This is a genomic window from Thalassospira mesophila, from assembly GCF_002115755.1.
GTDB classification, from domain to species: Bacteria; Pseudomonadota; Alphaproteobacteria; order Rhodospirillales; family Thalassospiraceae; genus Thalassospira; species Thalassospira mesophila.
In genome coordinates, this window is record NZ_JFKA01000006.1 from 76237 (window position 1) to 91604 (window position 15368).

Annotated in this window: 14 protein-coding genes; 5 read left to right on the plus strand and 9 right to left on the minus strand. The window is 52.8% G+C overall.

Features of this window, described 5'->3' with window-relative positions:
• Nucleotides 1-65 precede the first annotated feature (65 nt).
• Complete coding sequence (locus TMES_RS14265; protein ID WP_085583697.1) at nt 66-1196, plus strand: Gfo/Idh/MocA family protein; 1131 nt, start codon at nt 66-68, stop codon at nt 1194-1196.
• 56 nt (nt 1197-1252) lie between these two features.
• On the opposite strand, the gene TMES_RS14270 is transcribed toward TMES_RS14265, so the two are convergent.
• Nucleotides 1253-1717 (minus strand): Lrp/AsnC family transcriptional regulator, encoded by a 465-nt coding sequence (locus TMES_RS14270; RefSeq protein ID WP_085583699.1) that lies wholly within the window; start codon nt 1715-1717, stop codon nt 1253-1255.
• A 142-nt stretch (nt 1718-1859) separates the two neighbouring features.
• Here TMES_RS14270 and hppD point away from each other — a divergent pair, with 142 nt between their 5' ends.
• Nucleotides 1860-2972, plus strand: a complete 1113-nt coding sequence (hppD, locus tag TMES_RS14275) for a 4-hydroxyphenylpyruvate dioxygenase (protein ID WP_085583701.1) — start codon at nt 1860-1862, stop codon at nt 2970-2972.
• A 63-nt stretch (nt 2973-3035) separates the two neighbouring features.
• On the opposite strand, the gene TMES_RS14280 is transcribed toward hppD, so the two are convergent.
• The 6 genes from TMES_RS14280 to maiA all read right to left on the minus strand — a co-directional run bounded on the left by TMES_RS14280 (nt 3036) and on the right by maiA (nt 9644).
• Nucleotides 3036-4328, minus strand: coding sequence for a WG repeat-containing protein (locus TMES_RS14280; protein WP_158091240.1), 1293 nt, complete (start codon nt 4326-4328; stop codon nt 3036-3038).
• 332 nt (nt 4329-4660) lie between these two features.
• Nucleotides 4661-5827 (minus strand): hypothetical protein, encoded by a 1167-nt coding sequence (locus TMES_RS14285; RefSeq protein ID WP_085583705.1) that lies wholly within the window; start codon nt 5825-5827, stop codon nt 4661-4663.
• Nucleotides 5828-6013: 186 nt separating this feature from the next.
• On the minus strand, nt 6014-7327 hold the full coding sequence (locus TMES_RS14290; protein WP_085583707.1) for a TRAP transporter large permease: 1314 nt from the start codon (nt 7325-7327) through the stop codon (nt 6014-6016).
• Nucleotides 7327-7863, minus strand: a complete 537-nt coding sequence (locus TMES_RS14295; RefSeq protein ID WP_085583708.1) for a TRAP transporter small permease — start codon at nt 7861-7863, stop codon at nt 7327-7329. Before TMES_RS14295 ends, TMES_RS14290 begins: the two co-directional genes overlap by 1 nt.
• Nucleotides 7860-8918, minus strand: coding sequence for a TRAP transporter substrate-binding protein (locus TMES_RS14300; protein WP_085583710.1), 1059 nt, complete (start codon nt 8916-8918; stop codon nt 7860-7862). Before TMES_RS14300 ends, TMES_RS14295 begins: the two co-directional genes overlap by 4 nt.
• An 87-nt stretch (nt 8919-9005) precedes the next feature.
• A complete protein-coding gene (gene maiA, locus TMES_RS14305) occupies nt 9006-9644 on the minus strand; it encodes a maleylacetoacetate isomerase (RefSeq protein ID WP_085583712.1) in 639 nt (212 codons plus the stop codon).
• Nucleotides 9645-9862: 218 nt separating this feature from the next.
• Between maiA and TMES_RS14310 the strand changes: the two genes are divergently transcribed.
• A complete protein-coding gene (locus tag TMES_RS14310) occupies nt 9863-10681 on the plus strand; it encodes an IclR family transcriptional regulator (protein WP_245835441.1) in 819 nt (272 codons plus the stop codon).
• An 8-nt stretch (nt 10682-10689) separates the two neighbouring features.
• On the opposite strand, the gene TMES_RS14315 is transcribed toward TMES_RS14310, so the two are convergent.
• Nucleotides 10690-11118 carry a MarR family winged helix-turn-helix transcriptional regulator gene (locus tag TMES_RS14315; RefSeq protein ID WP_085583716.1) on the minus strand — a complete coding sequence of 143 codons (429 nt, stop codon included), beginning with the start codon at nt 11116-11118 and terminating at the stop codon, nt 10690-10692.
• A 79-nt stretch (nt 11119-11197) separates the two neighbouring features.
• Between TMES_RS14315 and hmgA the strand changes: the two genes are divergently transcribed.
• Nucleotides 11198-12571, plus strand: a complete 1374-nt coding sequence (gene hmgA, locus TMES_RS14320; RefSeq protein WP_085583718.1) for a homogentisate 1,2-dioxygenase — start codon at nt 11198-11200, stop codon at nt 12569-12571.
• Between the two features lie 217 nt (nt 12572-12788).
• Nucleotides 12789-13799: a fumarylacetoacetate hydrolase family protein gene (locus TMES_RS14325; RefSeq protein WP_085583720.1), complete on the plus strand. Its 1011-nt coding sequence runs from the start codon at nt 12789-12791 to the stop codon at nt 13797-13799.
• A 74-nt stretch (nt 13800-13873) separates the two neighbouring features.
• Here the strand turns inward: TMES_RS14325 and TMES_RS14330 are convergent, their stop codons facing one another.
• Nucleotides 13874-15325, minus strand: coding sequence for an N-acyl-D-amino-acid deacylase family protein (locus TMES_RS14330; RefSeq protein WP_085583722.1), 1452 nt, complete (start codon nt 15323-15325; stop codon nt 13874-13876).
• Between the last annotated feature and the right edge of the window lie 43 nt (nt 15326-15368).

A 15368-nucleotide genomic window follows, 5' to 3' on the forward strand; every position in this document is an offset into this window, starting at 1 on the left:
GTTCCATGGTCATCCAGAATATAGAACAAAAATTCTATTTTTATTTGGGCGAGGAGTCTAGGAAAATGAGCAGCATTGGCGTTGGTTTGATTGGAACCGGCTTTATGGGCAAGGCCCATGCGTTGGCTTATGGGGCGGCAAAGGCGGTTATGGGGGATGTGCCGGATGTTCGGCTGGAACTGTTATGCGAGCAACCCTTTGACAAGGCCGAAAAATTTGCCGACCAGTTTGGCTTTGCCCGCGCAACCGATAACTGGCGCGACCTGTTAACCGCCCCGGCGATTGATATCATTTCCATCACCACGCCCAATATGTTGCACCATGAAATGGCATTGGCCGCGATTGCCGCAGGCAAACATGTGTATTGCGAAAAACCGCTGGCTCTAACACTGGATCAGGCGCGCGAGATGCGCGATGCCGCGACCAAAGCCGGGGTTAAAACCATGGTCGGCTATAATTACATCCATAACCCGGCCTTTACCCATGCCTGTCGGTTGGTAAAATCCGGCGCGATTGGCCCGGTGGTGCATTTTCGCGGCTGGGTGGACGAGGATTATCAGGCGGACCCTGATCTGGCCTGGACATGGCGCAGCACCCTTGCCGATGCCGGGCTAGGCGCGTTGGGCGATATGGGCTGCCATCTGGTATCAATGACCTATGGTTTGCTTGGTCCGGTCAACAGCCTGATTGGCGATATGCAAACCGTGCATCAAACCCGCCCGTTGGCCGATGGGTCCGGTCATGCGGCCGTTGAAAACGAAGATACTGCAACGGCCGTGATCCGCTTTGAAAGTGGGGTGCAGGGCAGCATTTCAACATCGCGGTCGGCCTGGGGTCGCAAAAGCCGCCTGGCATGGGAAGTTCACGGCAGTGAAGGTATGATTTGTTTTGATCAGGAACGCATGAACGAGTTGCAGCTTTATCAAAACACCGGCAACCCCGCGGAACAGGGCTTTAAAACCATTCTGACCAGCCCGCATCACGCGCCCTATGGCAATTTCTGCCCGGCAGCGGGCCATCAGTTGGGTTTTAACGACCTTAAGGTCATTGAATGTGCCACCTTCCTGTCGGCTTTGGCCCGGGGCGAGGATGCCTACCCCAATTTCAACGACGCCTTTGAATTTGAAAAACTTATTCACGCCGTAGCGACAGCGGCCCACGAAGACCGCCGGGTGAGTGTTGCCGAATTTGAGTGATTGAAAACACCAGACGGGGTGGGGTTTACGTCATCCCGTCTGCTTTTCATGCACGTTTATTGCACCGATAATCCTTCAAAATCCTTCAGCACGTTTAAAACGATCGATGTTTTAACGTGCTGAACGGAATCATGTGGCAACAGCACATCATTCACAAATCGCGATAAATCATTCAAATCGCGGGTGACGACTTTTAAGTGATAATCCATTTCCCCGGTCAGGGCATAGGCCTCTAACACCTCGGGTAAATCGGCCAGCAACTCGCCAAACCGTTTGGCGTTATCGCGGTTATGGGTGGCCAGCGTTACCGAAATTACCACCATCAGGCCCAGCCCCAGCTTCTGCCGGTCAATCGCGGCATGATAGCCCGAAATAAAGCCTTCCGCCTCTAGCCGGGTGCGTCGGCGCGAGCATTGCGACGGCGACAGGGCAATGCGATCCGACAGCTCGTTATTGGTCAATCGGCCATCGCGTTGTAGTTCGGCCAGTAATTTCAGGTCCATTTTATCCAGATGCGTCATATGTGCGCCATTTTATATTTTGATGCGTGTTTCGTGCAAAATACTGGCAAATCCCTCTAAGAATGCAAGCACATTGTACGCGATTGGGCGCAAGATTATGGGCAGTTAATAATTAGACAAATCCAAAATCAGGAGACTTCCCATGGGTCCGTTCCCGCACGATGCGCCGCGCGCCACCATCAGCGATGAAAACTCCGCTGGCACCGATGGTTTTGAGTTTGTTGAATTTGCGCATGATGACCCGGAAAAACTCGCGGTGCTGTTTGACCGCATGGGGTATGTCCCCGTCGCCAAACATAAAAGCAAAAATATCACTGTCTGGCGTCAGGGCGATATTAACTATATCGTTAATGCCGAACCCGGATCACACGGGATGAAATTTGTTGCAAAGCATGGTCCGTGTGCGCCAGCGATGGCATGGCGGGTTGTGAATGCCCAACATGCTTTTGACCACGCGGTTGCCAAGGGCGCCGAACCTTATTTGGGCGATGATAAAACGCTTGATGTGCCGGCCATCGTCGGCATTGGCGGTTCGCTGATTTATTTTGTTGATCGTTATAACGATACCGGTTCGGCCTATGACGCCGAATTTGACTGGATCGGCGAACGGGACCCGAAACCCGAAGGGGTTGGCTTTTATTTCCTCGACCATCTGACCCATAATGTCTATCGCGGCAATATGGACAAATGGTGGGATTTTTATCGCAATCTGTTTAACTTCACACAGATTCATTTCTTTGACATTGCCGGTAAAATGACCGGACTGGTCAGCCGTGCCATTACCTCGCCCTGTGGTAAAATTCGCATTCCGTTAAATGAATCGACCGACGATAAAAGCCAGATCGAGGAATACCTGAAAAAATACAATGGCGAAGGTATTCAGCACATCGCCGTTGGCACCGATGGTATTTACGAAGCAACTGACAAACTGGCGGCCAATGACCTTAAATTTATGCCCGGCCCGCCTGAAGTTTATTACGAACAGTCGTTTGACCGCGTAAACGGCCATGACGAGCCGATAGAGCGGATGAAAAAACACGGCATCCTGATTGATGGCGAAGGGGTGATTGATGGCGGCATGACCAAGATTTTGCTGCAAATATTCTCAAAAACCGTGATCGGGCCGATCTTTTTTGAATTCATTCAGCGCAAAGGCGACGAAGGCTTTGGCGAAGGCAATTTCCGTGCCTTGTTTGAAAGCATCGAGGAAGACCAGATCCGTCGCGGTGTTTTGAAGGTGGATGCGGCGGAATAAAACCGTTCATTGTGGTTCCAGAGGTGCGTGTATATGCGCGCCTCTGGCTTTTTGTTTTCGTGTTTATCTCACGTAACGTCCATTTTTATCAAAGTACAGTGCGTCACCATCTGAAAATTCGATCCGGGCAAGTCCCTTTTCAAACGGATCGGCGTCTTTCGCCTCTATGGGATCAAAGGCAAATTGCCCGTCAAAACCGTAATACCCAAACAAATACTCGCCATCATCATTTCGGTCGGCGTTGGATCGAAGCACAAATAACCCTTCCGAATAACCCTGATAGTGCCAGTTCTCGGGCAGGGACATTTTCAGCCTCATCCGGGTATCGTAAACAAAGTCCTGTTCCACATCATTTTCTTTCCGGGTCAGGACCAGATAACCGTCATAGAACCTGAAACGGTAGGGTTCAAAGCCAAAGAAGTCTGCGGCATTGCCTTCCTGTGCCAGGGTCTGGCCGCGCGAATTAATGATCGTCCATTTTGTGATATTTTCTGTGTGTGTCGTGTGTGAGACAGTGCCTCTCGAACAACGCCCGATGCATAGGCCGAATATTGGAAGGCTTATTTCCCGCGTGCCAACAATTTTTTTAACAAGGCCAATCCCGTTCAGGCTTGAGCTACAGTTTGTATATTCCGCCTCCAGCACAACCTTGCCCTGCTTATCCTTGTATCCACAGCGATAGTCATTTCCTTCGCCAACGGAAAAATCAACAAGTTCATCAAGCGGTGAGGGCAGACAGGTACGATAGGCTACAAGGGCGTTGGGGGCGTCTTCAAACCCATCGGGTTGATGAAAAGACGGGCAGCTTGCGAATTGTTGGCTTAAACTTTTCTCACGTGCGCGCAAAGCCTTGTTTACCGGTATATCGGTTGGAAAACGGTCCTGTATTTGTTCAAGGCGTTGTGCGCGAAACGTGCTTTCAAACAGGTTCTGGATGTCTGCTTCGCTAATCTCTTTTTCCGGGTCGGCGGGAATGTCGTTTTGGCGCGTGCGGGCCTGGTCGAGTTTGTCCTGTGCTATTTTCTGGTCGCGCTTCGCAAGCCATTCTCCAACTGCATACAGATTAATGTGCGCCTTTTGTACTTCATGCAGCGCGTTAGTTTGGACCTTGCCGGTTTTTAGCAGGTCGCGATAATAGGATTTTGCGCGTTTTGTGGCGTCTGAAAGCTCAAATCCGTTGCTTTGGAAAAGATCGTCCCAGCTTGGGCTGCCAGGGATGTTAAAGCTAATATCCGGGTCGCCCGAGGCCCCAAAAATACCGGGGTCACATTCGACCCATACACTCTCAAAAAGGATCGGGGAAAATTTCAAGTCGACGCTATAAAGCTCAATCTTTTTGGCAATGTCATCAGGCACATAGGTGCCGATACCTTTTATGGCCGAGACAAAACTGTTTTTGGTTGCGGCTTTTTTAAAGGTCCAGTTTGCCGTGCAATAAACAACAGGTTCCCCCCACAGGGTATAAATTAGCAGCTTTGCCCGAATATCAACCCAGGCCGTTCCTTCCCCTGTTGCTTCCCATCCGTCTAACATCGGCGCGGGGAACCGAACCTGCACATCTTTAAAGGTAATGACGTCGGATTCCACCTTGTTAATGCGGGTGATGTCCTCTTCATCGGCAAAGGCGGGGGTATGGAGCGATAAAATCAGGGTAACAATTAAAAATACAAACCGGATGACTGAAAATTTCATAATTCTTTCCCCTGGGCGAGTATCTGGGCCTCGTTCTTAAAAGCAGCGCAGTCTCCCGATAGGGCGAGATAGGTATTGGCATAATCTTTGGTGTATTGTGCAAAAAATTCGGTTGACGTTGAATATCGTTCTGAATGGGAAATTTTTTGCACCATATAGGCGTAATAGAAATAATAGCTGCCCGGCAGATCGCGGGTTTCCTTGCGAGCCAGCCCCATATATTGCAGGCTTAGTTCGAAATCCTGTTCTTTAAAGGCGTGGGCCGCATATCGAAGCAAGTTTTCGGCCATCGTCTTGTTGTCATCAAAAAGGGCTTTTTCGGCTTCCCGGGCATTGGCAATCTTTTTGTCGCTCAGTTTGAACGTAAGGTATTTGGGCAACTCGACATTCGGTGTTTTCTTTTGCAACAGGCCCAACCGTTGCATTAGGGCGGGAAGGGCCTTTGGTGCGCAAGATGCGTTTTCTGTGTCTGAAACCGCGGTCGATATCATGGTCGTAAGGTTTTTCCGAACGATTTTTGCGTCCCAGATGTCAGAATAAACAAGGGTTGCTATCGATAGAAGCGGCACGGCAACCACGCAAGAGACCTTAAAAAATCCGCTGACCCGTGAGGCATCCTTGTCGCGACCGGTGATTAACCGCAAAAGCCCATAAAACGCCAGCAAGATGGCAAAGGCGGCCAAGAGTTGCTCAACAAAAAGCCAGTTGCTGAGCCATTTGGTGGCCAGCATGAGGCCGACAATCGCTGTTGCCCAGCCGATGTTTTCGTTTCGGCTGAGCAGGAAATTACCGCTCACAATGACCGCAATAAAGGCGATGATGCGAATACTGGTATCCAGAAACGTATCTGTGCCAAATTGCGTGATCAGCCACCCGTTTGCGACGACGACAAGCCACAGCGCGCCCGGCAATATGAGATCGGTTACCTTGTTTTCGTGTCTTGGCTGATAGGCTTTGGCCTTTCGCGCGACAGGTTCTTCGGTTTCTGTATCATCCGGTGTCTCGTTCGTTTCTGTTGCGGGATCAATAAAACCGGTACTGGCAGAATAGTGAAAATCGCCTTTGCATGACGGGCAAATGATTTTCAGGACTTTATCCCTGAGGGGTATTCGGGTGGGTTCACCGCAAATCGGACAGTTAATAACGATCTTCTGCTCATCCATCACCAATACCCGATTTTGTACTATAGAATTGTATAATTCTATATATCGGTCTGGCTGATTTTGGAATGAGTTATTACGATTGAATCAATGTGTTAGGCAATCGCCTGGTTGGTTTTGCTGTGATGAAAAACGGAACCCCGGATTTGGTGTTGGAAAACCCGGGGTTCATAACATCTCGTGAACAAATCAATACCCGCCCAACCCCAGCATTTGCGGTAACCACATGATCAAACCGGGAATGGCGATCATAAGCACCACACGAATAAAATCCGCTGCCAGAAACGGTAAAATCCCGCGTGACAGGGTGGCGATGTTCATGTCGGGGGCAACACCCTGAATGATGAACAAATTCATGCCAATCGGCGGGGTGATCAGGCCAATTTCAACCACCGACACCAGAACAACGCCAAACCATACCGGGTCATAGCCAACACCGGTTATTACGCTATAGGCGGGCACAACGGTCAGCAAAATCATGGAAAGGCTGTCCATGAAACAGCCCAGAACGACATAAAAAACCAGTAGTGAAATCAGCACCGCCAGCGGCGAAAAACCCTGACTGGTGATCCAGTTAACCAGTGTTTGAGTCAGCCCGCTGGTTTCAATGAAAAAGTTAAATAACGATGCACCGATCAGGATCAAAAAGATCATGCCGGTCATGCCAGCGGTTTCACGAATGCCGCTGCGTAAAACCGTCCAGGTCAGTTTTTTGCGGATAAAGGCAAACAGTAACGCCCCGCCCGCACCCACAGCGGCGGCTTCGGTGGGCGAAAACAACCCGGCGTAAATGCCGCCAATCACCAGCAGGATGAGAACAATCGCATCCCACATCCGCAACAGCGCCCCCCAGCGTTGCGACCACGGGGTATAATCGCTGACAGGGGCCAGTTCAGGTTTGCGCATGACTTGTAAACGGATCGAGATGATATAAAGCACGGTTGCCAAAACACCGGGGATCATGGCCCCGGCAAACAGCGCGCCAATCGATTGTTCGGTCATCAGCGCATAAATCACCAGCAAGATAGAGGGCGGGATGAGAACGCCCAATGTGCCGCCCGCCGCAATCGACGCCCCGGCCAGGCTTTTGGCATAACCCCGGCTTTGCATTTCGGGCAGGGCCACACGACCCATGGTGGCACAGGTCGCCAGCGATGATCCGCAAATGGCACCAAAAATGGCACTGGCCCCGACGCTGGATGCCGCAAGGCCGCCGCGACGGTGCCCGGCAAAGGCCGTTATGCCGCGAAACAAATTACCCGACAGGCCGGAATGCGATGCAAACACCCCCATAAAGATGAACAAGGGTACTACCGAAAGCCCATAGGGAAATATCGCCTCGAACGGCAGGCTTGCCATCACATAGCTGGCCGAAGACCAGTCCATCAGCATCAAGGTGCCGCCAATGCCGACCAGCGCCATGGCAACGGCCACCGGCACGCGCAGCAATGCCAAACCAAGGGCGACCACAAAGCCGATTAATCCTGCCCATTCCGTCGCCATTAAATCGTCTCGCCCGTAAAAACAAATTTCAGAAATTTAACAAAACAAACCAGTGTCGACAGAGCCAACCCGCTGAGCAAAAACACCCAGAACAAAATCATCGGGATTGCCAGGTTTTGCGAGACATCGCCATAGGCCAGTTGTTCCATCGCCCGGCCCCATGACAGATAAAACAAAAACGCCATTAATGCCGCGCCGGTCAGCGGGATCAGGGCATCAATAATGTAAAAGAACCGCCGAAATATCCGCTTGCCAAACAGGTCCACCGTGACATGTGCGCCAGTGCTAAAGGCATGAGGAATGGCCCAGGATGCCGCCGCCATCACGCAAAACTGGGTTAAATCGACCGCCCCGATAAAAGACTGGCCGCCAATGCGCCGCCAGACAATATCGGCCACCACAACCGCAATCGCGCCAATCAGGGCGGTCATACCGGCAAAGGCGAAAATATCGGTGATGCGGGTCATGATATGGTCAAGGCGGCGAACCGCAGCATAGAGCTGCGGTTCATCACGAATGTGGGTCGGTTGGTTCATTTGTCGCCAGCGTGATATTTGGTGTCAAACTGCGTGACCAGTTCCTGGGCGCGCTGGTAAATGGCTTCGGGGTCTTTCACACCTTTGGCTTTCAGGCCCTCAAGGTATTCCTTGATCATGGGCTGAACGGCGTCTTTCCATTCGGCACGGGTTTTATCATCAATTTTGATGATTTCATTGCCATGCTTAACCGCATCGGCCTTGCCGGCGGCTTCCCATTTATCCCACCAGCCGCCAAATTTTGCGACCAGAGGATCGCCCGAAATTTCGTCAATCGCTTTGCGAACATCTTCGGGCAGGGAATCAAACTTTTTCTGGTTCATCAAAAAATAGAACCCGGCCACATAGGCCCCGGCATCGGTGTGGTATTTCAAAAGTTCGTTGGCTTTAACCGCATTAACCAGGTCCCAGGTGGTAACCAGCCCGTCGATATTGCCTTTTTGCAGGTTTTCATAAATCGCCGAGGGCGGCAAACCAACCGGCGACGCCCCATACGATTCCAGCATGGCGGAAACCGCCGGGCTTGGCGTGCGCAAACGAAGACCTTTCAGGTCCTCAAGGGATCGTACCGGTTTATCAAGGGTATGGATCAACCCGCCTTCATGGGTGAACAGGGCCAGAACCTTGAAATCCTTGTAATCGCTGCCCAGCATGCCTTCTTTATACAGGTTCCACAGGGTTTCAGACCCGGAATCGGCATATTTCACCAGAAACGGCATTTCAATAATCGATGCCGCCGGGTAACGGTCACGCGGAATACCGTTAAGGCCCACCGCCATGTCAATCACACCGGCACGCACCTGATCGGCCTGGCGGTCAATTTTACCAAAGGCCGATGTGGCATCGTAAATTTTAACTTCGACCTTGCCGTGGGTCTTTTCTTCTAACTGTTTGGCCCAGGGTTCCAGAAAATCCTTTTGAAAGCCGTGGCTGGGCGGCAGGTAATGGCTGATTTTAAGGGTAATTTCGGCGGCATTGGCATAGCTTGCCCCGGCAAGCACCGTTGCGCCGACCAAAAGGCCAAGCATGGTTTTGCGGAAATTCAGATGTTTCATGTTTCTCTCCCTGTTGTTTTGTCTTGTCTGGCGGCACCTGTTGCGGTGCAGCCGATTTGTTTCTGTTTCTGGTTCAGGCTGTTGGGATTATTCCGGGGCGGCATTGGCAAAGGCAGGCAGGCTGGTGCAATGGGCATTCACTGCACAAATGGCCGGGTAGGGCGATAAATCGACATCAAACCGCCGCGCATTATAAACCTGCGGCACAAGGCAGGTATCGGCCAGTGACAGGTCCGCCCCCAAACAAAACGGTCCGTTATTGCGGTGGGGTGCAATCAGGGCTTCAAGCGTGTCAAACCCCGCGCAAATCCAGTGGCGATACCATTCCTGTTTCGCATCGGCCGACGCACCTAGCGTGTTGGTGATGTATTTTAAAATCCGCAAATTGTTCAACGGGTGAATGTCGCAGGCAATGGTATGGGCGACCTCGCGCACGCCAAGGGCGGCCAGCGGATCTGCCGGGATCAGGCGCGGGGATGGATACATCGCATCGAGCCATTCAATCAACGCCAGCGATTGGCCGAAGGTTTTGCCGCCAAAGGTAAAGGACGGCACCAGCCCCGATGGCTCGACCGATTTATAGAGGCTTTGCGATTGCGCGCCGGTGCGCAGATCAACAATCTCGACCGTTTCTGGCTGCAACCCTTTCAGATTAAGGGCGATGCGCACGCGGTACGAGGCCGATGAACGGAAGTAATCGTAAAAAGTCAGGTCGTTCAGTTTCATCCCGGGCTCTTTTTTTTAATGTGCCTTGGCTGCGTGCGGGGCCGTGCCCGCCTGCATAAAAAAGGGCATTGCCTTTGATATCGTCTGTTGGCGGCACCCCTGTTTTGGTGGCTCTGGCAACGCGACGGCAGGGCAAAAGCGATTTCCTCTTTCAGATTGGAATTATGCTATATATAATGAATTACGCAATATGAAATTTTCACAGGCATTTTTTAATCGTGACCCCAACCCAACTTTCGCAACACGATGCCATTGACCCGACGGTCGAAGACGCTGGCGATACCCGCAAGGGTATTCAGTCGATCGAGGTCGGCGGGCGTATTATTTCGGCCTTGTGCGATTTTCAATATCCCGTGCCGTTAAAGGATCTGGCCGCGGCGGTCGATATGCCGGCGGCAAAGGTGCATCGTTATCTGACCAGCCTGGCGCGCATCGGGCTGGCGTTTCAGGATGACCAATCGGGCTTGTATGGTTTGGGGCCAATGGCCTTGCGCATGGGCTTATCGGCGATTGAACGCAATGATGTGGTGATGCGCGCCGGGCGTTTATTGCGCAGCCTTACCCTTGAATGGCGATCTTCCGGGCATTTGGCGATTTGGGGCGAACGCGGCCCGGTGTTGATCCGCACCGAACATGGCGGGCCGCCGGTTATTTCGACCATGGGGTTGGGCACGGTGATGCCGCTGTTGCGATCCGCCACCGGGCAGGCATTTTTGGCCGCTATGCCACGCTCGGCAATTGAACATGTCATTGTCGCCGAGCAGGAAATTCTGGGCTGGAACGATGCCACGGTGGATCAGTTGATCACGGAAACCGGTAAACGCGGGGCGGCCGTGATTGAGGGTGACATTGTGCCGGGCCTGTCGGCGATCAGCGCGCCGGTTTTTAATCTTGACGGGGCAGTGGCGTGCTGCGTCACCCTGATGAACCCGCAGGCCAATTATTTTCAGCCCGGTCATGCCGCCTTTGAGGCGTTTTTGCACGAAATTGATCTGTTTAATCATAGCTGGGGCGGGCGCGCCCGTGCGGCCCCCTGATGATTGAATTACATGCTGTTGAGTTTGCCAAGCAGGGTCGTCAGCGCCTCAAAGTCCTTGTCGCCCAGAAAATCGCGGACTTTTTGATTATAGGCAATGCCCGCCTGGCACAGGGATAAAAAGGCGCTTTCGCCTTGTCTGGTTAATTCGATCAGGTGAATGCGGCGGTCGTTTTCATCTTGTCGGCGTTTTAGCCAGCGCCGCGTTTCGATGGAATGAACCGCACGGGAAACCTTGGTTTTATGCAGGCCGGTGCGAATGCCGATATCGGTTGCGGTTTGCGCGCCATACTGGCCAAGGGTGGCAAGAACGCGCCATTCCGACCGGGTCATTTTATAGCGGTCGCGGTAAATATCGGCAAAGCCAAGGCTGACTTTTTCGCTGGTGTGATGCAGCAAAAATGGCAGGAAACCGTGCAGGTCGAATTTTTCTGTCATCGCGTTTGATCGCTGTTTGATAGTTACAAAAATTATAGTTACGAATGTAACTATATCAAATAATGTTAGGGAGAAGGCAATGAGTGATCACATTGTTTTAGCAAAAAAGAACCCGGCACCAAACACGGGCGATTTGCAATATATGCCCGGTTTTGGCAATGATTTTGAAACCGAATGCCTGCCCGGTGTGTTGCCGCAAGGCCGAAACAGCCCGCAAAAATGCGCCTATGGCCTTTATGCCGAACAGCTTTCAGGATCGCCCTTTACCGCCCCGCGCGGCACCAATGAACGCTCCTGGCTGTATCGTATTCGCCCCAGCGTGCGCCACAATGGCCGGTTTGAAACACTTGATTTGCCGCATTGGAAAACAGCTCCCTGCCTGAATGACCATACCCTTGCATTGGGCCAGTTGCGGTGGGACCCGGTGGATATGCCAACCACCCCGACCGATTTTATCGCCGGGATGCGCACCATCACCACGGCGGGCGATGCACTGGGCCAGTCGGGCATGGCGACTCATGTTTATGTGTGCAATGCCGATATGGTCGATGATTACTTTTTTAATGCCGATGCAGAATTGCTGGTGGTGCCGCAAATTGGCACGCTGCGCATTTTCACCGAACTGGGGATTATGGACGTTGCGCCGTTAGAAGTTGCGTTAATTCCGCGCGGCATGATGTTCAAGGTTTCCATTCTCGATGCTGGTGCCGATGGCGGGGCGCGCGGATATGTGTGCGAAAATTACGGGGCGAAATTTACTCTGCCCGAACGCGGGCCGATTGGCGCAAACTGCCTTGCCAACCCGCGCGATTTTAAAACACCCGTTGCCGCCTATGAAGACAAGGAAACACCGTGCCGGGTGCTGGTAAAATGGTGCGGGCAGTTTCATGTTACCGATATTGGCCATTCTCCGCTGGATGTTGTGGGCTGGCATGGCAATTACACCCCGTTCAAATACGATTTGCGCACCTTTTCACCGGTCGGCGCGATTTTGTTTGATCACCCGGACCCGTCGATTTTTACCGTGTTAACCGCGCCATCGGGCGAAGCCGGCACGGCGAATATCGATTTTGTTATTTTTCCGCCGCGCTGGATGGTGGCGGAAAACACCTTTCGCCCGCCCTGGTATCACCGCAACATCATGAGCGAGTTTATGGGCCTGATCGAAGGCCAGTATGATGCCAAGGAACAAGGCTTCGTTCCCGGTGGCATGAGCCTGCATAACATGATGCTGGCCCACGGCCCCGATGCGGAGGGTTTCACCAAGGCATCGGAAATGGAATTAAAACCGGTCAAGCAGGAAGGCACAATGGCCTTTATGTTTGAAACCCGTTTTCCCCAGCAACTGACCCGCTTTGCCGCCGAATTGCCCGGCCTGCAAAACGATTATCAGGAGTGCTGGCAAGGGCTGGAACGCCGGTTTGATGGCACCCCTGAAGGGCGCCAGGATTAGTGTTAAAGCTGGTTGATCGGAAATCGGCCAACCAGCCCTCAATCGGCGGGAGGGCTTCTTGGAAGCCCTTGCCTTACGCGGCATAAGCGGCGCGGTGCCGTCGCACCTAACCACGTCCCTGCGAATTGACTTCGCAGAGACGAGGAAAACCCAAATTTCACTATTTGAAATATAATTTTAAAAATAGCCGGAAACATCCGGCAAGGAGACAGGACCGATGAAATTTGCCACCCTGAAAGACGGCAGCCGTGATGGAAAGCTGGTTTTGGTATCGCGCGATTTAACCCGTTATATCGCCTGCGACCATGCCCCGAACCTGCAATTCGCGCTTGATCACTGGAATGATCTGACCGATCCGCTGGCCGATATTGCAACCCGGCTGGAAAGCGACACAGATTGCGGTCAGCCGTTTGATCAAAAACAGGCCCATTCACCGCTGCCGCGTGCCTATCAGTGGGCCGATGGATCGGCCTATGTTAACCACGTTGAACTGGTGCGCAAGGCGCGCGGGGCGGAAATTCCGGCAAGTTTCTGGACTGATCCGTTGATGTATCAGGGCGGATCAGACAGTTTTCTCGCCCCCACCGACCCGATTGTGCTGGGTGACGAAGCCTGGGGCATTGATATGGAAGGCGAGGTTGCCGTTATTACCGGCGATGTGCCAATGGGTGTTACGCCCGAAGATGCGCGTAAATACATTCGTTTGATCATGCTGGTTAATGATGTGTCGTTGCGCGGCCTGATCCCCGGCGAGCTGGCAAAGGGATTTGGCTTTTTCCAGTCTAAACCATCCTCGGCCTTTTCACCGGTTGCGATTACGCCCGATGAACTGGGCGATGCCTGGGACGGTGGCAAGGTGCATTTGCCTTTGAATGTTGATTTGAACGGCAAGCCGTTTGGCCGGGCCAATGCCGGTATCGACATGACGTTTGATTTTGGCCAACTGGTCGCCCATGCCGCCAAAACCCGGCCGCTATGCGCGGGCAGTATTGTTGGTTCGGGTACGGTTTCGAACAAACTGGACGGTGAACCGGGTAAACCGGTGGCCGATGGCGGGGCGGGTTATTCCTGCATTGCCGAAATTCGTATGATTGAAACCATCCGCGATGGCAAACCGGCAACGCCATTTATGCGGTTTGGCGATAATGTCAAAATTGCCATGTGCGATGAAAATGGCCAATCCATTTTTGGTATGATTGATCAGACGGTTCAAAAATATACCGGTTAAGGCGGTTGGCTCGACCAACGTTATACATAGACCAGGCCCCTGTCGCAGATAACGGCAGGGGCTTTGCTTTTAGGTCATGATAAAACGCTCGGGTCGCGGTCCAGCAGCATACCGGCACGCGCGCCCTTGTTTGCCCCATCCGACCAGCTCTCACGGCCATTCACCCATACGCTTTTAATGCCATGTGCCGGTGTTTTGGGTTTTTCATAGGTCGCACCAGATTCAATTGTTGCCGGGTCAAACAACACCAAATCGGCAAAGCCGCCGTCCTTGATCCGCCCTCGATCCTTAAGGCCGAAGCGGTCGGCAGGCATTGATGTCATGCGTTTCACACCTTCTTCTAGCGTAAACAGGCCTATATCACGCACATAATGGCCTAAAACACGCGGAAAGGTGCCCCATACACGCGGGTGCGAATGGGTGCCGCGCGCAATGCCGTCCGAGCAAATAATGGTATGTTCAAATGACAAAATGCGCCGGACATCGCTTTCATCCATAATAAAAAAAATACCGGTGGCGGGTAGCAAACGCTCCATCGCGGTGTCGATATCGGTGTTCCATTCCTTGGCAATGTCGGCCAAGTCGCGGCCCGCCATTTTCGGATAAGCCAGCGATTCTGCCACAATCACGCGGGTTGCCTGGCGATGCCTGCCGGAATTCAGCATGGTCGAAGATGCCGTCCAGGGGGTGGTATCAAGGCTGACATCCTGATTGCGCATCGCCTTGCTAAACATTGGCAGGGTAATTTCCGACTGGCCGTGATTGGCAAGACCGGCACATTTATGATGACTAACGTGAACCCCGCAACAGGCCTCGCGCCCGATCTCAAACGTTTCTTCCAGGGCTTCAATGCCCTGATCGCCTTCGTCGCGCATATGGGTGACATAAAGTTTGCCATGCGCCCTGGCAATGCGGGCCATGGCAATGGCTTCCTCGGTGGTGGCAGCCCGCGCCGGAGGATAAAACAGGCCGGTCGAGACGCCAATGCCGCCTTCGCCTAATGCCTGATCTAGCGATTTTTCCATCGCTTTTAGTTCGGCGGCATCTGCCGGGCGGCCAAGGTCGGCAACTTCGTTAATGCGCAAGGTGCCATGCCCGATCAGGCAGGCGGAATTAACAGCGGCGGGTGACTGGCGCAACTGGTTACGATAATCGGCAAAACGGGCAAAGCGGGGGCGGCTCGATGTCAGGATCATGCCGAGCGGCTGGGGCAAAATATCAATCGTCGCTGTGAGGGGAGCAATTGAAAAACCGCAATTACCCGCAATGATCGTCGTCACACCCTGGCTCAGCATGCAATCCATACCGGGATCAGTTAGCAGGGCCTCGTCGTGATGAACATGCGGGTCGATAAAGCCCGGCGCAAGGGTGAGGCCGGTGCAATCAACCTCGCGCCCGCCATGCCATTTTGCCAGTGCGCCAATGGCGACAATCCGGTCGTCACGGATTGCGACATCGCCGTGTATGCGCGGTTGGCCTGTGCCGTCCACAATATCGGCGTTGCGAAAAATGACATCAGCTTGCATCGTCGGAAACTCCAGAATACTTATAATTTATTGTTGTTCAGGC

Excerpts from the sequence above, each read along its gene's own strand:
- TMES_RS14265 (WP_085583697.1), top strand. The coding sequence starts at position 66 with ATGAGCAGCATTGGCGTTGGTTTGATTGGAACCGGCTTTATGGGCAAG.
- TMES_RS14270 (WP_085583699.1), bottom strand. The coding sequence starts at position 1,717 with ATGACGCATCTGGATAAAATGGACCTGAAATTACTGGCCGAACTACAA.
- hppD (WP_085583701.1), top strand. The coding sequence starts at position 1,860 with ATGGGTCCGTTCCCGCACGATGCGCCGCGCGCCACCATCAGCGATGAA.
- TMES_RS14285 (WP_085583705.1), bottom strand. The coding sequence starts at position 5,827 with ATGGATGAGCAGAAGATCGTTATTAACTGTCCGATTTGCGGTGAACCC.
- TMES_RS14290 (WP_085583707.1), bottom strand. The coding sequence starts at position 7,327 with ATGGCGACGGAATGGGCAGGATTAATCGGCTTTGTGGTCGCCCTTGGT.
- TMES_RS14295 (WP_085583708.1), bottom strand. The coding sequence starts at position 7,863 with ATGAACCAACCGACCCACATTCGTGATGAACCGCAGCTCTATGCTGCG.
- TMES_RS14300 (WP_085583710.1), bottom strand. The coding sequence starts at position 8,918 with ATGAAACATCTGAATTTCCGCAAAACCATGCTTGGCCTTTTGGTCGGC.
- maiA (WP_085583712.1), bottom strand. The coding sequence starts at position 9,644 with ATGAAACTGAACGACCTGACTTTTTACGATTACTTCCGTTCATCGGCC.
- TMES_RS14315 (WP_085583716.1), bottom strand. The coding sequence starts at position 11,118 with ATGACAGAAAAATTCGACCTGCACGGTTTCCTGCCATTTTTGCTGCAT.
- hmgA (WP_085583718.1), top strand. The coding sequence starts at position 11,198 with ATGAGTGATCACATTGTTTTAGCAAAAAAGAACCCGGCACCAAACACG.
- TMES_RS14325 (WP_085583720.1), top strand. The coding sequence starts at position 12,789 with ATGAAATTTGCCACCCTGAAAGACGGCAGCCGTGATGGAAAGCTGGTT.
- TMES_RS14330 (WP_085583722.1), bottom strand. The coding sequence starts at position 15,325 with ATGCAAGCTGATGTCATTTTTCGCAACGCCGATATTGTGGACGGCACA.